19 protein-coding genes are annotated in these 21,379 nt (G+C 63.5%); 7 read left to right on the top strand and 12 right to left on the bottom strand.

What is annotated here, in order from left to right; translation table 11 throughout:
* Nucleotides 1-108: 108 nt before the first annotated feature.
* Together deoD and tsgA are read left to right on the top strand one after the other, a co-directional pair.
* Nucleotides 109-810: a purine-nucleoside phosphorylase gene (deoD, locus tag QLG02_RS01570; RefSeq protein ID WP_005303072.1), complete on the top strand. Its 702-nt coding sequence runs from the start codon at nucleotides 109-111 to the stop codon at nucleotides 808-810.
* A 53-nt stretch (nucleotides 811-863) separates the two neighbouring features.
* Nucleotides 864-2,027, top strand: coding sequence for an MFS transporter TsgA (gene tsgA, locus QLG02_RS01565; protein WP_282464332.1), 1,164 nt, complete (start codon nucleotides 864-866; stop codon nucleotides 2,025-2,027).
* A gap of 98 nt (nucleotides 2,028-2,125) precedes the next feature.
* Here the strand turns inward: tsgA and QLG02_RS01560 are convergent, their stop codons facing one another.
* The 5 genes from QLG02_RS01560 to QLG02_RS01540 form a co-directional block, all read right to left on the bottom strand.
* Complete coding sequence (locus QLG02_RS01560; RefSeq protein WP_282464331.1) at nucleotides 2,126-2,803, bottom strand: Crp/Fnr family transcriptional regulator; 678 nt, start codon at nucleotides 2,801-2,803, stop codon at nucleotides 2,126-2,128.
* A gap of 189 nt (nucleotides 2,804-2,992) precedes the next feature.
* Nucleotides 2,993-6,262 (bottom strand): transporter substrate-binding domain-containing protein, encoded by a 3,270-nt coding sequence (locus QLG02_RS01555; protein WP_282464330.1) that lies wholly within the window; start codon nucleotides 6,260-6,262, stop codon nucleotides 2,993-2,995.
* Between the two features lie 163 nt (nucleotides 6,263-6,425).
* On the bottom strand, nucleotides 6,426-7,193 hold the full coding sequence (locus QLG02_RS01550) for a class III extradiol ring-cleavage dioxygenase (protein WP_282464329.1): 768 nt from the start codon (nucleotides 7,191-7,193) through the stop codon (nucleotides 6,426-6,428).
* Nucleotides 7,194-7,580: 387 nt separating this feature from the next.
* On the bottom strand, nucleotides 7,581-8,051 hold the full coding sequence (locus QLG02_RS01545) for an FKBP-type peptidyl-prolyl cis-trans isomerase (protein ID WP_282464328.1): 471 nt from the start codon (nucleotides 8,049-8,051) through the stop codon (nucleotides 7,581-7,583).
* Between the two features lie 157 nt (nucleotides 8,052-8,208).
* Nucleotides 8,209-9,363 (bottom strand): sodium:phosphate symporter, encoded by a 1,155-nt coding sequence (locus QLG02_RS01540; RefSeq protein ID WP_041218483.1) that lies wholly within the window; start codon nucleotides 9,361-9,363, stop codon nucleotides 8,209-8,211.
* A gap of 248 nt (nucleotides 9,364-9,611) precedes the next feature.
* Here QLG02_RS01540 and QLG02_RS01535 point away from each other — a divergent pair, with 248 nt between their 5' ends.
* On the top strand, nucleotides 9,612-9,992 hold the full coding sequence (locus tag QLG02_RS01535) for a hypothetical protein (RefSeq protein ID WP_043121510.1): 381 nt from the start codon (nucleotides 9,612-9,614) through the stop codon (nucleotides 9,990-9,992).
* Between the two features lie 98 nt (nucleotides 9,993-10,090).
* Here QLG02_RS01535 and QLG02_RS01530 read toward each other — a convergent pair whose 3' ends face one another.
* The 6 genes from QLG02_RS01530 to QLG02_RS01505 form a co-directional block, all read right to left on the bottom strand.
* Entirely contained in the window at nucleotides 10,091-11,434 is a 1,344-nt protein-coding gene (locus tag QLG02_RS01530) for an APC family permease (protein WP_011706802.1), read from the bottom strand.
* Entirely contained in the window at nucleotides 11,434-11,583 is a 150-nt protein-coding gene (locus QLG02_RS01525; RefSeq protein ID WP_162847489.1) for a hypothetical protein, read from the bottom strand. The genes QLG02_RS01530 and QLG02_RS01525 overlap by 1 nt, the downstream gene beginning before the upstream one ends.
* A 357-nt stretch (nucleotides 11,584-11,940) precedes the next feature.
* A complete protein-coding gene (locus QLG02_RS01520) occupies nucleotides 11,941-13,284 on the bottom strand; it encodes an APC family permease (protein WP_282464327.1) in 1,344 nt (447 codons plus the stop codon).
* Nucleotides 13,281-13,406: a hypothetical protein gene (locus QLG02_RS01515; RefSeq protein ID WP_254902341.1), complete on the bottom strand. Its 126-nt coding sequence runs from the start codon at nucleotides 13,404-13,406 to the stop codon at nucleotides 13,281-13,283. The genes QLG02_RS01520 and QLG02_RS01515 overlap by 4 nt, the downstream gene beginning before the upstream one ends.
* Nucleotides 13,407-13,641: 235 nt before the next feature.
* Nucleotides 13,642-14,931, bottom strand: a complete 1,290-nt coding sequence (gene gabT, locus QLG02_RS01510; RefSeq protein ID WP_282464326.1) for a 4-aminobutyrate--2-oxoglutarate transaminase — start codon at nucleotides 14,929-14,931, stop codon at nucleotides 13,642-13,644.
* Between the two features lie 149 nt (nucleotides 14,932-15,080).
* Complete coding sequence (locus tag QLG02_RS01505; RefSeq protein ID WP_282464325.1) at nucleotides 15,081-16,544, bottom strand: NAD-dependent succinate-semialdehyde dehydrogenase; 1,464 nt, start codon at nucleotides 16,542-16,544, stop codon at nucleotides 15,081-15,083.
* 310 nt (nucleotides 16,545-16,854) lie between these two features.
* Here QLG02_RS01505 and puuR point away from each other — a divergent pair, with 310 nt between their 5' ends.
* A complete protein-coding gene (gene puuR, locus QLG02_RS01500; protein ID WP_282464324.1) occupies nucleotides 16,855-17,466 on the top strand; it encodes an HTH-type transcriptional regulator PuuR in 612 nt (203 codons plus the stop codon).
* A 51-nt stretch (nucleotides 17,467-17,517) separates the two neighbouring features.
* On the top strand, nucleotides 17,518-18,795 hold the full coding sequence (locus QLG02_RS01495; protein ID WP_024945092.1) for an FAD-binding oxidoreductase: 1,278 nt from the start codon (nucleotides 17,518-17,520) through the stop codon (nucleotides 18,793-18,795).
* A 76-nt stretch (nucleotides 18,796-18,871) separates the two neighbouring features.
* Here the strand turns inward: QLG02_RS01495 and QLG02_RS01490 are convergent, their stop codons facing one another.
* A complete protein-coding gene (locus QLG02_RS01490; protein ID WP_011706794.1) occupies nucleotides 18,872-19,372 on the bottom strand; it encodes an SRPBCC domain-containing protein in 501 nt (166 codons plus the stop codon).
* Between the two features lie 186 nt (nucleotides 19,373-19,558).
* Between QLG02_RS01490 and QLG02_RS01485 the strand changes: the two genes are divergently transcribed.
* Both QLG02_RS01485 and QLG02_RS01480 read left to right on the top strand, forming a co-directional pair.
* Nucleotides 19,559-19,981, top strand: a complete 423-nt coding sequence (locus QLG02_RS01485; RefSeq protein WP_016351475.1) for a GNAT family N-acetyltransferase — start codon at nucleotides 19,559-19,561, stop codon at nucleotides 19,979-19,981.
* A 416-nt stretch (nucleotides 19,982-20,397) separates the two neighbouring features.
* Nucleotides 20,398-20,814 (top strand): H-NS family nucleoid-associated regulatory protein, encoded by a 417-nt coding sequence (locus QLG02_RS01480; RefSeq protein WP_282464323.1) that lies wholly within the window; start codon nucleotides 20,398-20,400, stop codon nucleotides 20,812-20,814.
* The last annotated feature ends 565 nt before the right edge of the window (nucleotides 20,815-21,379 follow it).

Raw genomic sequence — 21,379 nt, 5'->3', positions numbered from 1 at the left:
CGGAACTGGGATCTCGATCGGCGCAACAGGACTTTTGTCCTGCAAGGGGCGAGGGGGTGGGGGCTAGGATGCCCTCATCCACACGAGTCAAACTGGAGCACAACAACAATGACTGCTCATATCAATGCCAACCCGGGCGATTTCGCCGAGACCGTCATCATGCCGGGGGACCCGCTGCGGGCCCGCTATATCGCCGAGACCTTTCTGACCGATGCGCGCGAGGTGACCAATGTGCGCAACATGCTGGGCTACACCGGCTACTACAACGGCCAGCGTATCTCGGTGATGGGCCACGGCATGGGGATCCCCTCCATGGTGCTCTACGCCCACGAGCTGGTGAACGACTTCGGGGTCAAGCGCATCATCCGCATCGGCAGTCTGGGGGCGACCCAGCGCCACGTGCAGATGCGCGACGTGATCCTGGCGCAGGCGGCGGGCACCGACTCCCCGACCAATGCCAAGCGCAGTGCCGGTTACCAGATGGCCACCTCGGCCGATTTCGCCCTGCTGCACAAGGCGTTCACCAAGGCGCAGGAGAAGGCCATTCCGGTCAAGGTGGGCAATATCTTCACCGGCGATCTCTATTACGATCCGGACGAAAACCTCATTCCGGCGCTGGAGAAGTTTGGCGTGCTCGGCATCGACATGGAGGTGGCCGGTCTCTACGGGCTGGCCCATCAGCAGGGGATCGAGGCGCTCGCCATCCTGACGGTCTCCGACCACTGCCTGACCGGTGAAGAGACTACTGCCGAGGAGCGGCAGCTCTCCTTCAACCAGATGATCGAGCTGGCGCTGCACACAGCGCTGTAGCGCTGCGGCCCCGCCCAACCCTGCACGCACCCTGACCCCAAGAGAGATCCAAAATGAACAATAAGCTCTCCCTCACTGCCATCAGCTTCCTGGCCAACTTCGTGATGGCCGGTTTTGCGACCCAGTTCGGCATGCTGATCGACCCCATCGCCGCCAAGTTCGGCGCCGACGTCAATCAGGTGGCCTCCATCTTCTCCCTGCTCAACGGCGGGGCACTGGCGGGCACCATTGCCGCCTTCTTCCTCATCGAGAAGGTGGGCCTCAAGCGGATGACGCTGCTCTGCTACGGCCTGATCGCGCTGGCGGCGGCCGCGCTCCATCTGACCGGTTCGCTCTATGTGGTGATGGCGGCCATGACGGTGATCGGCCTGTGCGGCGGGGTGGGGCTCTGCATTGCGGGGACTCTGGTGGTGAGCGTCTGGCAGGCGCGGATGCAGAGCACCATGCTGGTGGTGCAGGATGCCACCTTCAACGTGGCCGGGGTGGTCTTCCCGCTTATCACTACCTACACCCTGACTCACGCCATGGCGTGGAGCTGGAGCTATCTGGCGGTGGGCGTGGTGGCGCTGGCGACCATGCTGGTGGCGGTGCAGACCAACTTCCGCAGCTGCGAGGCGGGCGGCGAGAGCGCCGGCAACGAGCACTCGGAGTGGAACCTCGGCATCATCAGCGGCGGGTTGGGGCTTTTTCTGGGCATGCTGGCGCTCTACACCTTCCTCACCTGGGCGCCCATGTTCGTGAAGAACAAGTTCGGCATCCCCTTCGAGGAGGCGGGCAACATCATCACCCAGTACTGGACGGCGGCCCTGCTCGGCGCGCTGGTGTCGACCGCCATCGTGACCCGCATTGCGATCCGCACTTTCCTGCTGGTGATCATCACATTGGCGATGGGGATGACGGCGCTCATCGTTACCACCGACAACCTGAGCCAGCTGCCTTACCTCACCTACGGTTACGGCTTTGTCTGCGCCGCGCTCTACAACGCCTTTATCGCCTACGGGGTGTCGTTTGTACGGCAGGCATCGAGCAAGAACGTCTCCTATATCCTTATCAGCGGCAGCGCGGGGGCCATGTTCAGCCCGGCCATCAGCGCCCTGTTCGAGCAGGTGATCGGCTTGCAGGCGGTGATGTACGCCATCCCGCTCATCTACGGCGTGATCCTCGCCATGCTGGTGGCGTCGCTGCGCATGGCCCGGCCGCAGCCCTGTCTCGCCTGAGCGGGAGAGCAAACAGCAAGAGGGGCGGTATAAACCGCCCCCTCTTTTTTGTTGCTGTTCCACTTGTTGCTGTTCAGGCGGCAACTGATGCCCGCGACTTATGGCTGCTCCAGAAAGGCCCTGAGCCCCGCCAGATCGCGGATCTGCAACCCCTCTTCGCCGCGCTCCACCAGTCCCTTGTCCATCAGCTCTTTCACCGCCCGCCGGTAGACCCTGTCCGTGGTGCCGAAGCGTTCCGCCTCCTGATACCCCTTGCGAAAGCCACTCACCGGGTTGTCGTGGCAGTGGCTGTGATAGAGGTCGAGGGCGATGTTGTAGCTGATGGGGTAGAGCATGCGGCAGGTGAAGATATCCACCGTGTCCTGATAGTCGATGGCAATGGCGGTGGCGAAGAAGAGCGCCACCTTGGGGTGGGCGACCAGCGCCTGCTCCAGCTGCTCGCCATCGATGCGGGCCACTTCCAGCGGCTCCTCGGCGATGATGTCGAGCTGGCAGCGGTAGCCGGTGAAGAACTCCATCTCGCCGAAGAGCTGGTGGTCGCACTCGAGGGTGCCGAGCTGAAGGCGGCGGCCATTCATGGCGGTGTGGCCCATGGCGATGCGGCCGCTCTTGACCAGCACCAGATCCCGTAGCGGTTCGCCCTGGCGCATCAGGGGCTCCCCCTCGGGGATGAGACGCCGCTCCGTGATGCAGGAGCTGACCACCTGTTCGATGAGATCGTGGCCGGCTTGCCAGTGGGGCTGAAAGCGCCCCTTGAGAAGGGGTTTGAGTTGCATGGGGTTCCGGGTCGTCGCCAAACACAAACGGCTATTACACACCCTGCCGCTGGCAGACTCCAGTCCCAAGAGATGGCGGGCTGGCGTGAGCATGCGAGGGTGTGACAGAGATCGGGCTGGCAGGACTGGGGTGGACACGGCTGGCGCGGATACGGTGGGAGCACAGCCCGCGCCATCCGGCCCAGATAATCAGACCGGGATCAGGGCGCTGGCGCCGCTCTGCTCCAGGCTGGCGAGGGCCGTGCGCAGCCGGGCCAGGCCGATGGGCTTGTAGAGGCACTCGTCCATGCCGGCGGCCAGGCAGCGCTCCCGCTCGCGCGCTGTGGCGTGGGCGGTAAAGCCCCAGATGGGCAGGGTGTGGCCGCGGGCGCGCAGGCGGCGGGTCAGCTCGAAGCCATCCATCAGCGGCATCTGGCAGTCGGTGATGATGAGATCGAAGTCCTGATTCTGGATGGCCCGCAGCGCCTCGGCGCCGTTGCCGCGCACGCTCACCTCGTGGCCCAGGTGTTTGAGCTGCTGGCGCAGCAGCACCTGGTTGGCGTGGTTGTCGTCCACCACCAGCACCCGCAGCCGGCTGGAGGCGGCAAGGGGTGAGGGGCGCTTGGGCGAGGCAACCATGGCCGAAGGGGCATCGAGGGGCGCAGGCAAGGGTTCGCACGCTGGCTCTGGCGCCAGCGGGGTGAGCGGCAGCCGGATCCTGAGCTCGGTGCCGGCGCCAAGCTCGCTGCTGACCGCTATCTTGCCCCCCATCAGCTGGCACAGCATGCGGGCGATGTTGAGGCCAAGACCCGTGCCGGCGAACTGGTAGGGGTCGTGGGCGCGGTAGAAGGGGTTGAACAGCCCGGGCAGCTTGTCGGGGGCGATGCCCACCCCGCTGTCGCGGATAAGCAGGTGCAGCTGCGGTTGCTCCGCGCTCCCCGCGAGGCTGGCCTGCAGGCTCACTTCCCCCTGCTCGGTGAACTTGATGGCGTTGCCGAGCAGGTTGAAGACGATCTGGCGCAGGCGCGGCCCGTCGATCAGCACCCGTGGCAGGGGATCCAGCTCGACCCGGTAGCTGAGCCCCTTCTGCTCGGCTATGCCCGCAAAGGCGCGGGCCACCGATTGCAGCAGCGGCGCCAGCTCGCACGGCTCGGGGGCCAGGGTCAGCTGGCCAGACTCGATGCTGGAGATGTCCAGCACGTCGCCGATGAGATCCAGCAGGCCGTTGGCGGATTCGGAGGCGATGCGCAGTTGCTCGCCGGTATAGGGGGCGAGGGCGGGATCCTGGCTCGCCAGCTCCAGCATGCCGAGGATGGCGTTCATGGGGGTGCGGATCTCGTGGCTCATGGTGGCCAGAAAGTCGCTCTTGGCGCGGCTGGCGCGGTCGGCCTGCTCCTTGGCGCGGCGCAGCGCCTCCTCCATGGTCTTGCGCTCGGTGATGTCGATCCAGCCGTTGATCACCCCGCTGATGGCGCCGCGGTAGTCAAAGTAGGGCACCATCCAGTGGTAGACGAACTGGCGCGGGCCGCGCTGGCTGAAGATGCGATCCGACAAGATGGGGCTGCCGCTTTGCAGCACCTGCTGAAAATCCTGCTCCAGGGTGGTGATGGCCTCGGCGCCCAGCAGCCCCTTGAGCCCCTCGGCAAACGAGGTGCCGAGCACCCGCTCGATGGGGGCGTTGAGGATGGCCAGGTACTTGCTGTTGCAGAGGATCACCTTGCCGCGCTTGTCGCGCACCACGATGGGGTGGGGCAGGCTCTCGCCGAGGGCCTCGATGAAGCGCACGTGCTCTTCCAGCTGGCGGCGGGAGGCCTGCTCCGAGCGGGCCAGCCGGTTGAGCATGCGGTTGCGATAGAGCAGCAGCAGAGCGATGGCGAACAAGCCGGCCAGCAGCAGGTAGAAGTAGGGGGCGTTGCGCTCCATGAAGGTGGGCGCCGGCAGTTTGCGGTTGCGCCACTGGTAGCTCATGGTGGCCAGCTCGTTGGGGGCGATGGAGAGGATGGTCTTGTCGATGACATCCATCAGCATCTGGTTGCCGGGCAGGCTGGCAAAGCCCATCCGGATGGGCTGGTTGTCGGCGGGGCCGGCGATGCGGATCTGGCTGAGCCGGCCGCACTCCACCGCGTGCTGGGCAAAGTAGAGCGGCACGATGGCGGCGTCGAGCCGGCCGTCGTCGACCGCCGCCATCGCCTCGTCGGCGCTCTCCAGATAGCTCACCCGGCTGTTGTCGAGGAGCCTGGCAATGGGGTTGTAGTGGGTGCTGCCCACCCGCTTGCTGGCAAGCTGTGCCAGATCGCCGCTCAAGGCATCCCCCTTGCGGGCCACCAATACATAGATGTCGTCGGTGGCATAGGGCAGGGAGGGGCGCAGTCGGTAGCTCTCGGCCACCGGGCGGGAGATGGCGCCGATGAGATCCAGCTCGCCCCTGAGCAGGGCCTCGTTGCGCGCGAGCTCCGAGCCATAACTGACGAACTCGAAGCGCAGGCCGGAGCGCCGGCTGATCTTCTCCAGCATCTCCACCGACATGCCGGTGAGCTGGTTGTCGTAGTCGCGCACCCCGTAGGGGTAGAGATCGTCCATCAACCACACCCTGACCGGGCCGGCCGTCGCCAGCCAGGCGCGTTCCTCTGTGCTGTAGAGCTCGCTGGGGCGCTCGACGATGTCGCGGATGGGGCCGTTCCACTGGCTGAAGATGAGGCTGTGGGTGATGTCGCTCACCCCCGTCAGGGCGTGATTGAGCAGCGCCAGCAGCCGGGGGCTGTCGGCCGAGACCGCAAAGCGAAAGCCGTCCGCCGCGATGGCGGGCTGCGCCTGGCCGCGCTGCCGGATCTTGTCGAAGCGCTCGCTGTTGAGGTAGTGCAGGGAGTGGGGATCGCTTAGCAGCAGCGGCTCGCGGCCGAAGAAGACCGCATCGAAGGCCGCCACGTTGGAGGGGTAGCTGACCAGCACCAGATCCGGGTAGTAGCGCTTGAAGGCGGCCTCGTCCACATAACCCTGCACGGTGGCGACCCGCTGGCCCGGCAGCAGCAGCGGGCCCTGTTCGGTGGCGAGCGCCGAGAAGACGGGGGCACTGCTGAAATAGCGCTGGCTGAGGGCGATGCCCGCCTGGTCTGGGCCGCTCAGGCTGAGGTTGCCGAGATTGACGAGGTCAAGCTCCCCCGCCCGTAGCGCCGCCAGTGCGCTGCGCTTGTCGTCGAACACCCGCAGCTCGACCGGCTTTTGCAGGGTCTTGGCGACGATGTCGAGATAGTCGGCAGAGATCCCCTCGAAGTGCTCGTCCGGCCCGGTCATGGCGAACGGGCGGTAGTCGTGGCGCAGCACACCGACGCGCAGCAGCTGGTGTTGGGCCAGCCACTGCTGTTCGGCCGCCTGCGTGGGGGTCGGGCTGCTCTGAAGGTAGTGACGGCTGTGCAGGGTGAGCGCCTGGGCGCAGAGGGGAAACAGCAGGCAGAGCAGCAGCAGGGGTCGAATAAGGTTCATTGCCGGTTTGTGCCCCTCCCGCTGGTCAGATGGTGATCGAAAGCGGCGATTCTACCGAAGAGCGGCGGACAATGAACCTCTATTCAGCAGTTTGTCAGTGCCGACGCCATAAAAAATGGCGGGAAGTGACCCGCCATCTTGCGTTGCCTGGCGCTGCCAGGGCTCAACCGAAGCGGTAGGAGCCCATGTAGAGGCTGCCGCCATCCCAGCTGTCGTGCAGCTTGACCGGCTTGTCCTGACCGGCTGCGCCGAGCGCCACGAACAGCGGGCGCAGGTGATCATCGTGGGGATGGGACTCCACCGCCCCCGGTGCCCGTGCGCGGTAATCTTCCAGCGCCACCCGGTCGCCCTCGCTCATGGTCAGCTCCAACCAGTTGACGAAGCTGCGGGCCCAGCCCGGCACCGGCGAGTTCTCCGGTCCCAGTGCCCGCAGGTTGTGGGTGATGGCGCCGGAGGCCAGGATGCCGATCCCCTGGGTGCGCAGCTGCTGCAGCGCTTCCCCCAGTTGCCACAGCTGGCGCGGGGTGAAGCTGGCCGGGATGGAGAGCTGCACCAGCGGGACACTGCTGGCGGGATCCATCAGCGAGAGCGGCGACCAGACCCCGTGATCCAGCTCGCGGCGCACCGGCTCGGCGGGCAGGCCCGCCAGCAGCAGCTGATCGCTCACCGCCTCCTGCAGCCAGAGCGGGCTGCTGGCCGGCCAGCGGATGTGGTAGAGCGGCTCGGGGAAGCCGTAGAAGTCGTACATCAAGGCCGGGTTGGGCTCGACGTTGATCTGCAGCTCGCTGCGGGTAAACCAGTGGGCCGAGATGACCACCAGCCCCTTGAGATCGCCAAGGCGCAGATTTTTGAGGAAATGGGTCGCCGGCTGGTCGCGCAGAACCAGATCCGGGGCGCCATGGGAGATGAACCAGACGGGGGCGATAGACATGACAGACTCCATATGCGTTGTGCCGGTGCGCGGCGCACCAGAAAACTCTGGGCCAGGGCGACATGCCGCTGACGATATGGTCATTATCTGCCCCGACAATGAAGTTAACAATCCAGCTTGATGAATAAGCACTGTTCACTATTGGTTGATAGTGATGGGTGGGAAGGAGGGGGGTCACCAATAACAAGGCCGGCGCAGTGGCCGGCCCTGAGAAAGGCTGAGAGCGTCTTGCCCCACAGCCATCAGTTCATCTTGATGCGGATTTTATCCCTAACTGCGCCACCTCGCAGGTCAGCGTGGACGCTGGGTGGGATCTTGTCGGTTTACTGAATCCCCAGCAGTTCCACGTCGAAGATCAGCACGGGCGCTGGGTGGGATCTGGCCGGCTTACTGAATACCCAGCAGTTCCACGTCGAAGATCAGCACGGATCCCGGCGGGATCTTGCCGGCGGCGCGATCGCCGTAGGCCAGGTTGGCGGGGATGTAGAAGCGGGTCTTCTCCCCTTCCACCATCAGCTGCACCCCTTCGGTCCAGCCGGCGATCACCTGGTTGAGGCCAAACTCGATGGGCTCGCCGCGGGCGACCGAGCTGTCGAACACGGTGCCGTCCAGCAGCTTGCCCTCGTAGTGCACCTTCACCTTGCTGGTGGCTGTGGGGTGAACGGTGCCGGTGCCCGGGGTCAGCACTTCATACTGCAGGCCGGAGGCGGTGGTGGTCACCAGGGGTTTTTCCTTGTTGGCGGCGAGGAACTCGGCGCCCTTGCGCACGTTTTCCATGGCCTGCTTCTTGTTGTTGCTGCTCGAGTAGAAGTAGTAGGCGACGCCGGCAACCAGCAGCGCGATCAAAACGAATTTCATCGGGTATCCCTATGTCGTGAAATGCCGAGAGGGCAGTGAGAGCGGCATCTTATCCCAGCCGGGGGGCGAGGGCGAGCCGGCGGGCGGCAAGATGTGACTGGACGGGCAAAGCCAGAGCCGGGGCCGGGGGACGCAGTGCATCCCCCGGCCCCTGTCGTTACTTGGCGGCCACCATCATCAGGGCGGGCAGGGCGAAGAAGAGGCCCGCCACGTAACCAAGCGCCAGCAGCTTGTTCTCGCTGCCGACCCGGGCCAGCCCCTCGGCCGCCTTGACCGGCAGCTCGCGCAGGAAGGGCACCCCGTAGATGAGCACCACGGCGAACAGGTTGAACAGCACGTGGACCAGCGCGATGGTCAGCGCCAGCTTGGCTCCGGCGCCGCTGATGGCGGTGGCGGCCAGCAGGGCTGTGATGGTAGTACCGATGTTGGCGCCCAGGGTGAAGGGGTAGAGCTGACGGGTGCTGAACACGCCGCCGCCGGCCAGCGGGATCATCAGGCTGGTGGTGGTGGAGGAGGACTGCACCATCACGGTGACCAGGGTGCCGGAGGCGATGCCGGTCAGCGGGCCGCGGCCCAGCGCCCGGTGCAGCAGATCCCTGGCACGGCCCACCAGCACCCGCTGCAGCACCTTGCCGAGCCAGGTGACGCAGCCGAGGATCAGCAGGATGCCGATGCAGATGGTGGCGATGGCGGGCCCTTTGCCCGGCAGGAAGGCCACCAGGCCGTCAATGAACGTGAGGGCCGGAGAGAGCAGTGGCTTCATGAAGTCCATCCCCTGCATCGACATGTCGGCGGAGCCCGCCAGCAGGTCGGCCAGCGCCTCGGCGCTCTTTTGCAGCAGGCCGAACATCAGCTCAAGGGGCAGGAAGATGAACACCGCCAGCAGGTTGAAGAAGTCGTGCACGGTAGCGGCGGCAAAGGCGCGGCGAAACTCGCCCCGATCCCGGATATGGCCGAGGGAGACGATGGTGTTGGTGATGGTGGTGCCAAGGTTGGCGCCCATCACCATGGGGATGGCCATGCCGATGGGCAGGCCGCCGGCCACCAGGCCGACGATGACCGAGGTCACCGTGCTGGAGGATTGCACCAGCGCGGTGGCCAGGATGCCGAGCAGCAGGGCGACGAAGGGGTTGTTGGCGAAGGCGAAGATCTGGGCCGCGCCCTCGGCGCCGCCGGAGAAGCCCTTGAAGCCGTGGGAGACGGCGCCGACGGCAACCAGGATCAGGTAGATCAGAGTGATGACAGCGAGCCAGTTGAACAGTGGGCCGGTACGACGGGTCTGCTGTTGTGCGAAAGATGGGGTGCTGTGCATGAAGCCTCTTGGGACAGTCTGCGTGAAAATGGACGGGCGCATTAGACCAAGGCTCCATGACAGAAATATGACAAAGTGACACTTTTGTGATGCTTTGATGACATGAAAGGCGGGGCCCATTGGACAGGAGGTGTCGGAGCAGGCCGGGATCCCGACCGGTTTGGCCACAGATCCCCCGCGCGGCTTGCAGCCGGGAGTCAGGGCGCTATGCTGCCCCCTTTCCTTCCCTCAACGAGAGTGATGCTGTTATGCGTGCATGGGTGCTGTGTCTGTCCCTGGGTCTGCTGTCTGCCGGTGCGCAGGCGAGCGTGTTCAAATCCGAGTGCAACCTCGACAAGGCGGTGAAGAACGAGGCGCTCAATGCGACCCTGGGGGTCAAGGGCAACTGCGATACCGACAAGCTGGTGCGCCAGCAGAAAGAGAAGGCCAAGGCCGAGGTGAAGAAGCACACCACGGACGTGCTGGACCAGAAAACTGCTGGCCTCAAAGAGGGCAAGAGCCAGCTGCAGGGGACTCAGCAGAAGGTCAATCAGGCCGGTCAGCAGCTCAAGCAGACCCAGCAGGATGTGAAGGCGGTGGCCAAGGATCCGCTCAAGGCGGCCGCCACCGCGGTGATCAATCAGGGCTGATCAGCCTGCCCGTCGTGGGCGGGGCCGCGAGCGCGGCGTGCACAGCAAGAAGGGGAGCCATGGCTCCCCTTCTGCATTTGTGCTTGTTATTGCCACCCTTACTGGGTGTCGGCCGCCTCTTCGTACTGACGGAAGGGGATGCGGAACACCGCGAGGCGCAGGAACAGGTAGGTGACGCCAAGGCCGGCCCAGATCAGGCCCAGCTCCAGCGAGCTCTGCTCCAGGTTGATCCAGAGCGCGCCTATGGTGGCGGCACCCAGCAGCGGCAGCACCAGGAACAGCAGGTGCTCCTTGAGGCTCTTGTTGCGCTTCTCGCGCACCCAGAACTGGCCGATGACCGACAGGTTGACGAAGGTGAAAGCCACCAGGGCACCGAAGTTCACCAGCGCCAGCGCCATGTCCAGATCGAACGATACCGCGGAGAGCGCCAGGGCGCCCACCATCAGCACGTTGATGGCCGGGGTGCGGAATTTCGGGTGGATGTAGCCGAATACCCGCTCCGGGATCATGCGATCGCGCCCCATCACGTAGAGGATGCGCGACACGCCGGCGTGGGCAGCCATGCCGGAGGCCAGTACGGCTACCGTGGTGCACACCAGTACCACGCTCTGGAACAGGGTGCCGCCGACGTAGAGGGCGATCTCCGGCAGCACGGCGTCCGGCTCCTTGAAGCGGGCCAGATCCGGGAAGTAGAGCTGCAGGAAGTAGGAGACGGCCACGAAGATGATGCCGCCGATCAGCGCGGTCAGCACGATGGCGCGCGGGATCACCTTGCCGGCGTTGGGGGTCTCTTCGGAGAGCGAGCTCAAGCCGTCAAAGCCCAGGAACGAGAAGCAGAGGATGGTCGCGCCGGTAAACAGCGGCACCATGCCGGCCGACTCGAAGTGGAACGGCCGGCTGCTCAGCAGGGTCGCCGCCCCTTCACCGTGATAGATGCCCCAGCCCATCAGGCCGAGGAAGACGGTGATGATGGCGAGCTGGATGAAGACGATGACGCCGTTGAAGTTGGCCACCAGGTTGATGCCGCGCAGGTTGAGGAAGGTCATCACGGTCACCAGACCGAAGATGAAGATCCAGGGCTCGACGCCGGGGAACATGGCGGTCAGGTAGATCTTGGCCAGCAGGATGTTGATCATCGGCATGAACATGTAGTCGAGCAGGGAGGACCAGCCGACCATGAAACCGATGTAGGGGTTGAACACCTTCTGGGCATAGGTATAAGCCGAGCCCGCGGAGGGGAAGCGGCGCACCAGATGGCCATAGCTGAAGGCGGTCAGCAGGATGCCGCCGAGCGCCAGCAGATAGGCGGTGGCGACGCGGCCTTCGGTAATGTCACCGACGATGGCAAAGGTATCGAATACCGCCATGGGTGTGAGGTAAGCCAGACCCATCACCACTACCTGGAAGAGGGTGAGCGTCTTGAGCAGCTTGGCACCGGCCATCACGCTTTCTCCTCTGCGATCGCCAGGTTGGCGAAGGGGGACGGGATCAGGGACGCAGCGCGTCGCTGGACACAGGGGACGCCGGTCTGCGGCACAGACGGGTGGCGTACGCCGGCGGGCACCGGCAGGAAAGCAGTGAAATGCCCCATGTTTTTCCTCACAACGTCGGGAGATTGCCTGGCAATCTCGATATCAATTCCGGTACAAAGTCCGGCCTCTTGGTGAATGTGTTTTTCCCCTAAAAAACGAAGAACCGATGCTGCAAAAAACATCGGCTCTCAGGGGCGGCGTATTGTGCCCTCAGGGGGGGGAGGACACAAGCAAAAAAGCCCCGGTCGGGGGATTTTGTTGACCTGGGTCAGGTCGGGCTGCGCTACCGGGCTGGCAGCCAGTGTTGACGGGGGCTGCAGCGACGCAGGTCACGCGCGAAAAAGGCTGTTGCGCAGGGCTGACAGGGGTAAAAAAAAGCGCCCGCAGAGGGCGGGCGCTGTGAATGCAAAGGAGGCTTAAGAGGCGTCGGTTTCGGGCCGGCGCAGCTGGACCCGGAACATGGTGAGCCGCAGCAGCAGATAGAGGGCGCCGAGGGCGGCCCAGATCAGCCCCAGTTCGAAGGAGGCCGGCTCCAGGTTGAGCCAGAGCACGCCGATGCAGGCGGCTCCGCACAGGGGCAGCAGCAGGAACACCAGATGGTCCCGCAGCGTCTTGTTGTGACCGAGCTTGACGTAGAAGTGGGCGATCACCGCCAGGTTGACGAAGGTGAAGGCCACCAGGGCACCGAAGTTGATCAGCGCCAGCGCCATCTCCAGGTCGAACGACACCGCCGAGAGGGCCAGTACCCCCACCAGCAGCACGTTCAGGGCCGGGGTCTGCCAGGTCGGGTGAACGTAGGCGAAGAAGCGGCTCGGCAGGGCGCGATCCCGCCCCATCACGTAGAGCAGGCGCGACACGCCGGCGTGGGAGGCGAGCCCGGAGGCCAGTACCGCCACCGTGGTGCACACCAGCACCACCGCCTGGAACAGCTTGCCGCCCACATAGAGGGCGATCTCCGGCAGCACCGCATCCGGTTGCTGGAAGCGGGAGATGTCCGGGAAGAACAGCTGCAGGAAGTAGGAGACGGAGATGAACAGCACGCCGCCGATCAGCGCCGTCAGCACGATGGCGCGGGGGATCACCCGGGAGGCGTCCGGTGTCTCTTCGCTCAATGTGGTGATGGCGTCAAAGCCGAGGAACGACAGGCAGAGAATGGAGGCGCCGGTCAGCAGAGGGGCCACATTCATGTGTTCGGAGAAGAAGGGACGGCTGCTCGCCACCGTGCCGAGCCCCTCGCCATGGTAGACACCCCAGGCGATGAGGCCGATGAAGACGGCGATGATGCTGAACTGCATGATGACGATCAGGCTGTTGAAGTTGGCCACCAGCTTGATGCCGCGCAGGTTGAGCAGGGTCATGACGGTGGCCAGACCGAGGATGTAGGTCCAGGGTTCCACGCTCGGGAACAGGGCCTCCATGTAGATCTTGGCCAGCAACATGTTGATCATCGGCATGAACATGTAGTCGAGCAGGGAGACCCAGCCCACCATGAAACCCACGTAAGGGTGAAACACCTTCTGGGCATAGGTATAGGCGGAGCCTGCCGAGGGAAACTTGCGTACCAGGTGGCCGTAGCTCATGGCGGTGAACAGCATGCCGATGAGGGCGAACAGGTAGGCGGTGGGCACATGGCCTTCGGTGATCTCGGTGACGATGCCGAAGGTGTCGAACACGGCCATGGGGGTCAGGTAAGCCAGCCCCATGATGACCACGTGCCACAGTTTGAGGCTTTTTTTCAGGCCGACGGGTTGGGCATTCATTGTGCTTTCCCCTCAATCCGGGCCGAAGGGATCAGGCTGACGGTATCAACCTGGGCATAGGGGGCGCCAGAGACGCGGCGCAGACCGGCGTGGGCCGGCAGGAAAGCAGTGAAATACCCCATGGTGTTCCTCACTAGAGAAGCGGGTGTCGTGAGATGGCAACCCATCTCGCTATCATTTCCGGTCGGTTCCGGCCTCGTTGTGGATTTGTTTGCCGCAAAAAAAGAACCTGACTCAGCAAGTGGTCGGTCCTTTGTTGCGGCGGCGCATTGTGCATTCGTGTTGCCCCCTTGACAAGCATATCAAGGGGGCAAAAACGCATTTTTTTGCACTGATGAGCGGATGTTACGGTTCTGATCAGCCCTGGGCTGCCAGCAGGGCCTGCTCGAGCAGATCCAGCCCCTCGTCGACGAGGGCCGGCGAGGCCGTCAGCGGCGCCAGGAAGCGGATGACGTTGGCACGCACACCGCAGGCCAGCAGCACCAGCCCACGCTTGCCCGCCTCGGCCACCAGCCGCTTGGTGAGGTCGGCATCCGGTCTGGCCGCATCGCGCTGCTTGACCAGCTCCATGGCCACCATGGCGCCGGGGCCGCGAATGTCGCCGATGCAGTCAAAGCGCTCCGCCAGCTGCTGCAGGCGGGCCTTGATCTGCTCGCCCTGAGCGTTGGCCCGTTGGTTGAGCTGCTCTTCCTCGATCACCTCCAGCACCGCCAGGGCGGCGGCGCAGGCGATGGGGGAGCCAGCATAGGTGCCGCCCAGGCCACCCGGCTTGGCGGCGTTCATCACCTCCGCCTTGCCCACCACGGCGGAGAGCGGGAAGCCGCCGGCCAGGCTCTTGGCCAGGGTCATGATGTCTGGCTCGATGCCGGCATATTCGGTGGCGAAAGTCTTGCCGGTGCGACAGAAACCGCTCTGGATCTCGTCGCAGATGAGCAGGATGCCGTGCTGATCGCACAGCTGGCGCAGGCGCTGCATGAAGCTGGCGGAGGCGGGGTAGAAGCCCCCTTCACCCTGCACCGGCTCGATGATGATGGCGGCGACCCGGGTCGGCTCGATATCCGAACTGAAGCAGAGATCCAGAGCGGCCAGCGCATCGGCCTCGCTCACCCCCAGATAGTCGCTCGGGAAGGGCAGGTGATAGACCTCTCCCGGGAAGGGGCCGAAGCCGGTCTTGTAGGGCACCACCTTGCCGGTGAGCGCCATCCCCATCATGGTGCGGCCGTGAAAGCCCCCCTTGAAGGCGATGGTGCCGCTGCGACCGGTGTGGGCGCGGGCGATCTTGATGGCGTTCTCCACCGCCTCGGCGCCGGTGGAGAGAAACAGGGTGCGCTTCGGGGTGGGGCCGGGCACCAGGGCATTCAACTTTTCCGCCAGCTCGATATAGCCGGGGTAGGGGGTGACCTGGAAACAGGTGTGGCTGAACTTTTCCAGCTGCGTGCGCACCGCGGCCACCACTTTCGGGTGGTTGTGGCCGGTGTTGAGCACGGCGATGCCGGAGGCAAAATCGATGTAGCGGTTGCCCTCCACATCCCACAGCTCGGCATTTTGCGCCCGCTCGATAAACACCGGCAGCAGGGTACCGACGCCGTTGACCACGGCCGCTTCGCGGCGCGCTTGCCACGCCTTGTTTGATGCTGACTGACTCATCTTTCCTCCCTGAGGGGCCGGGGGCCCCTGTCTCAATGTGGCGAGGCCCCCTTGGGAGCACTCACTTCGTCCTTGTGAACTGATATGGCTGCGCCGGCGAGTGGCGGGCCCCTGTTGCAGGCCCGGCCGCCGGCGCAAGATGTGACTGCCTAGCGGATGCCGCCGAAGCAGAGGTATTTGGTCTCGAGGTACTCCTCCAGCCCCTCGGCTGCCCCTTCACGGCCGAGGCCCGACTCCTTGATGCCGCCAAAGGGGGCCAATTCGGTCGAGATGATCCCCTCGTTGATGCCGACCATGCCGTATTCGAGCTGCTCGGCCACCCGCCAGACGCGGGCGATGTCGCGGCCATAGAAGTAGGCGGCCAGACCATAGGGGGTGTCGTTGGCCAGGGCGATGGCCTCGGCTTCGGTCTCGAAGCGCACCAAGGGCGCCACCGGGCCGAAGATCTCCTCCTGCAGGATGGGGTTGGCTTTATCCACCTTGCCCAGAATGGTGGGCTGGTAGAAGAGCGGGCCGGCGGGGTGGGCTTCGCCCCCCAGCAGCAGCTCGGCGCCGGCGGCGGTGGCCTGTTTGACCAGCTTGGCCACCTTGCTGGCGGCGGCCGGATTGATGAGCGGGCCTATCTGGGTGCCCTCGCTCATGCCGTCGCCCACCTTGAAGGCCTTGACTGCGGCGGTGAGCTTCTCGGCGAAGGCGTCGTAGATGCCGGCCTGCACCAGGATGCGGTTGGCGCAGACGCAGGTCTGGCCGGCGTTGCGGTATTTGGAGGCGAGCGCCCCGGCGATGGCGGCGTCGAGATCGGCGTCGTCAAACACGATGAAGGGGGCGTTGCCGCCAAGCTCCAGCGACAGCTTCTTCATGGTGTCGGCGCACTGGCGCATCAACAGCTTGCCGATGCGGGTGGAGCCGGTGAAAGAGAGCTTGCGCACCGTCTTGTTGTTGCACAGCTCGTTGCCCACCGCCGCGGCCTGATGGCTGGTGACGATGTTGATGACTCCGGCCGGGATGCCCGCCTGCTCCGCCAGTGCCGCCAGCGCCAGCGCGCACAGCGGGGTCTCGGCGGCCGGCTTGATGACGATGGTGCAACCGGCGGCCAGCGCCGGGCCTGCCTTGCGGGTGATCATGGCGATGGGGAAGTTCCAGGGGGTGATGGCGGCGACCACTCCGACCGGCTGCTTGATGGTGGCCAGCCGGCGATCGCTGGAGAAGCCCGGAATGGTGCGGCCGTAGGCGCGTTTGCCCTCTTCCGCGAACCACTGGATGAAGCTGGCGCCATAGGCCACTTCCCCCTTGGCCTCGGCCAGCGGCTTGCCCTGCTCGCAGGTCATGATGCGGGCCAGCTCCTCCTGGTTGGCCATTATGAGCTCGAACCAGACGTAGAGCCGGTTGCTGCGCTCCTTGGCGGTGAGCGCCGCCCAGCCGGGCTGGGCCGCGTGGGCGGCGGCGATGGCGCGGCGGGTATCGCCCTCGTCCATGTCGGGCACCTGGGTAATGACCTGACCGGTGGCCGGGTTGTGCACCTCGAACCGGCGTCCGCCGCCGGCTTCACACCAGCGGCCATCTATATAGGCAAGGGATTTGATCAGGGAGAGTGCGGGTTGTGATGCTGACATAGATAGCAAGCCTCGATTGTGGGTCAGGGGGCCGGCTCATCCTGTGCCGCCACCGTATAGAATAATAAGCACAGGAAGACCATAAATTGAGCTGAAATGTTTTTCAAGTGTTAAATATATTTGAGTAAACTGTGTCTCGCGTGCTAGAAATGGAGCTGTTGGAGCGATTTTACCGGTTTTTGCGGTGCAGGGTGTGCAAAATAATGAACGGCATGCACTGTGCAGGATAACAAACAGGTCGGTGGGATTGACTCGCTATTTTAACCGGGTGCCCAGCTGGCACCTGACAGGCACACAGGGAGGTGGCCGAATGCAGCAACCACAGGGCGAGACGCGCTGGCAGTCCATGACCGACAACCCCATGACGGACAAGGGCGTGGCGCAGAGCATGGGTGAGCGTCTGGCGGCCACCCGCCGTCGGCTCGGGCTCTCCCAGCGGCGGGTCGCCGAGCTGAGCGGGCTGACCCATGGCGCCATCTGCATGATAGAGCAGGACAAGGTGAGCCCCTCGGTGGCCTCTTTGCAGAAGCTGCTCAGCGTCTATGAACTGCCGCTGTCGCGCTTCTTCGCGGAGGAGGAGGGCGGTACGCCGAGCGTGGTGATCAAGGCCGAGCAGCTGATCGAGCTGGGCAGCCAGGGGGTCTCCATGAAGCTGGTGCACAACGGCAACAACCGCCGCCAGCTCGGTTTCATGCTGGAGACTTACGCCCCCGGTACCGACACCGGCGGCCAGGTCACGCATCTGGGGGAGGAGGTGGGCACCGTGCTGGAGGGATCTGTGATCCTGACGGTGGCGGGCCAGGCCTATCCGCTCAGCGCCGGGGACAGCTACGTGATCGACACGGGCGAGCTCCACAGTTTCAGCAATCCGTCGGGGCAGGTGTGCCGCATCGTCAGCGCCCACACCCCGGCCAACTTCTAGTGCCGAGACATCGTCTCGTTTGGGAAAAGAACCGGTAAGGAAACAGGGATCATGACCGAACATGTAAACAGTTACTACGCAGCCAGTGCCAACAAACACGCGCCCTATCCGACGCTGACCGAACAGCTGGAGTGCGACGTCTGCGTCATCGGGGCGGGGTATACCGGCCTCTCCAGCGCGCTGCACCTGGTGGAAAAGGGCTATTCGGTGGTGGTGCTGGAGGCGGCTAGGGTGGGCTTTGGCGCCAGCGGTCGCAACGGCGGCCAGATCGTCAACTCCTACAGCCGCGACATCGACACCATAGAAGCGAACTGCCCGCCGGATCAGGCCAGGCTGCTCGGTTCCATGCTGTTTGAGGGGGGCCAGATCATCCGCGAGCGGATCAAGCGCTACAACATCCAGTGTGATCTGCAGGAGGGCGGGGTGTTCGCCGCCGAGACGGAGAAGCAGCTGCACGAGCTCAAGGCGCAGCAGGCGCGCTGGGAGAAGTGGGGCAACGACAAGCTGGAGCTGCTCGATGCCGACGGCGTGCGCGAGGTGGTGGCGAGCGATCGCTACGTCGGTGCCCTGCTCGACAAGAGCGGCGGCCACATCCACCCCCTCAACCTGGCGCTGGGGGAGGCGGAGGCCATCCGCTTGCAGGGGGGCAAGATCTTCGAACAGTCTGCCGTCATCAGCATCACCCCGGGCACGCCTGCGCTGGTCAAGACCGCCAAGGGGGCGGTGAAGGCGCGCTTCGTGGTGGTGGCCGGCAACGCCTACCTCGGCAATCTGGTGCCCGAGCTCGCCGGCAAGAGCATGCCCTGCGGCACCCAGGTGATCGCCACCGAGGTGCTGGGGGAGGAGCGGGCCCGCTCGCTGCTGCCGCAAAACTACTGCCTGGAAGATTGCAACTACCTGCTCGACTACTACCGTACCTCCGGCGATCACCGGCTGATCTATGGCGGTGGCGTGGTCTATGGGGCGCGGGATCCGGCGGACATCGAGCGGCTGATCATCCCCAAAATGCTGAAAACCTTCCCGCAACTGGCGGACGTAAAGGTGGAGTACACCTGGACCGGCAACTTCCTGCTCACCCTGTCGCGCCTGCCGCAGTTTGGCCGTATCGGCTCCAACATCTACTACATGCAGGGTTACAGCGGCCATGGCGTCACCTGTACCCATCTGGCGGGCAAGCTGCTCTCCGAGGTGTTGAGCGGTCAGGCTGAGCGTTTCGATGCGTTTGCCAAACTGCCGCACTATCCCTTCCCGGGTGGCCGCCTGTTCCGCATCCCCTTCACCGCCGCCGGCGCCGCCTGGTACACCCTGCGCGACCGGCTGGGGGTATGAGTCAGGGTGTGCCGAGTCTGATCTCCATGAAAAAAGAAACACCGCCAGCTGGCGGTGTTCTTCTTTATATGGGCTCTTATTGAGCCAGGGATTTCAGTTGCTGCTTGTCCGGCGGGTTGTTCCAGTCGATGGGGCCGTGGGTAAAGCGGTATTGCAGGCGCGGCAGGCTGGTTTCCAGCCACTCTTCGCGAAAATAGGCGTAGCCCTGATCCCAGTCCGGGTCGTTGGCCCAGCCGGTTTGCAGGAAGTAGAGCCGGGTGCCCTGGCCTTCCGGCACGAACCGCAGGCTGACCTGGGTCTTCTGCAGGCGGATGTGGGGCAGGGAGGGTGGGAAATTCCAGCTGAAGCTGAGCAGGTCGTGGGGCATGACGGCCATCACCCGGCAGCCTTCGCTGCCACGTTCACCCAGCGGGGCATCGGGTCTGAAATAGATTTCGAAGGGACCATTCGGTTCGGGCACCATCAGGCACTCCGGCGCCAGAAAACTGCGCAGGCCACTCTCGGTTGTCCAGGCGCGCCAGACATCGTCGATATGGGCCGGAACAAAGATGTTGCCTTCTATCTGCTTGTTATCCATAAATCAGCGAGCCTCAAACCATCCATACATGGGACTCAGGCAGTATAGTCCCATGGCTCATGAAATGGACAGAGGTGTGTCACACCCCTGCCATCGCCGAGAGACTATTATGCCCGTGCGATTTGACATGGTGCCTGTGTTCCATTGAGAGTGGTGTCAGGCAGTCACAATGACAAGGACGCTTTGATGATCAGAGTCATGCAAGAGACGGATATTCCCCAGTTGGCGCAGCTGTTTCTCAAAGGGCGGCGGCAGACGTTTCACTGGGTCGATCCCGCGCATTTTCGGCTGGAAGATTTTGACGAGCAGACCCGGGGCGAGCAGATCTGGGTAGCCGAGCAGGGGGGAGCGCCTTGCGGGTTTGTCTCCATCTGGGGAGATGAAAGCTTCGTTCACCACCTGTATGTCTCGGCCGACTGGCATGGGCAGGGGATGGGGCGGGCCCTGCTGAGTCACGGGTTGGCCTCTTTTCAAAAGCCCGCCTCGCTCAAGGTGGCGACCCACAACACGGCGGCGCTGGCCTTTTATCATCGACTGGGATGGCAGAATACGGCAGAAACCGGCCACTGCGAGATCACCGGCCCCTGGCGGCGGTTGATCCTGGAATAGGGCGCCAGCGCCCTGCGACTGATCAGATCATGGTTGCAGAGCTGCATTGCCGGCAGCAACGAGCGGATGTTGCCGGTAATATATAGTGTCAATCGTCTACCTTGAGTCTCATGTGGGTGAGTCAGGTTTTAACAACCGTGGCCAATTGTAAAAATAGCGGTCGCAACTGTGATGGAAAATATAACGGGGCACATCTGCGCTATTTGCCATACCCGGTATGGGGAATTGCATGGCAAAAGATGAGCTGGTGTGACGTAATGGGGAATGGCTGAATAAAGTCAGTGGTATATTCAGCCGCACTTTTTTGTTAAGAAAGTGACAGCGGCTATAAAATCATTATGTTGTCATCAAACAGCCGTGCTATTCTCAAGCTGTGTTATCCCTGTGACAAACAAAAATAATTCTGTGAGGAAGTAATGAACGAGTTTCTGAAAGTTCTGCTGAACATTCGCAGCCTGCGTGCTGCCATCCGTGAATTGCCGTTTGAACAGCTGCAAGAAGCAAAAGAAAAGTTCGAGCTGGTATATAACGAGCGTGCCGAGTCTGTTGAACAAGAGCGTGCCGAACAGGAAGAGCGTCAGCGCAAGCTGAGCGAGTTCACTGAAATGCTGCAGCAGGCCGGTATCGATCCCCGTGAGCTGCTGAACAGCGCCGCCGCCCCGGCTGCCGCTGCCGCTGCTGGTGCGACCAAGAGCAAGCGCGCCCCGCGTCCTGCCAAGTACAAGTACCAGGAAGATGGCCAGGAGAAAACCTGGACCGGTCAGGGCCGCATGCCGAAAGCCATTGCCGAACAAGTGGCACTGGGCAAGGATCTGAATGATTTCCTGATCTGATCCACGGGATCAGTCATAAATGATGCCGCCCATGAGGCGGCATTATTATTTGTGCTCACCAAAAATATCTTCTGTCAATTCCCCAACTCCCCTGATACGACCTTGTTGTGTCGCATTCAGACCAACACTCTGCACGTCAATTGGTCGCCCCATGATGGAATGATTAATTGGAAATGGTCGTACCGATGGCTCCCTGTGCCCGCTTTTGCTGTCATCGTGATCATCGGAATGTCAGCCATATCTGGACTCATATAGCCCGTCAGGTAATTAGCTGGCTGACGATGCGGCAATGGGAAAAGCATTAAGTCAGTCGTAGGGCGTGTCTCTTTTTTGCTCCGCAACCCGCCGGGTTTTACGGCGTGATTATCCACCCTGACCGGAGGAGACTGCTTGTCTGTGGCCTGCAGTGGGTAATACCTGAGCCAACATATTATTAATTCCTGCCGGATCCGAATGTCAGCGTACTTTGCATGGAAAAAGAGTGAGCTGATCATTTAATCGGTAGACCCGAGCGGTCGACAGGGCAGGAATATCGGCAAAATAATAAGGCTCCCGTTGTGGGAGC

It is taken from the genome of Aeromonas sp. V90_14, assembly GCF_029967615.1.
Classification (GTDB): Bacteria; Pseudomonadota; Gammaproteobacteria; order Enterobacterales; family Aeromonadaceae; genus Aeromonas; species Aeromonas hydrophila.
This window is presented reverse-complemented; position numbering and strand designations above follow the sequence as displayed.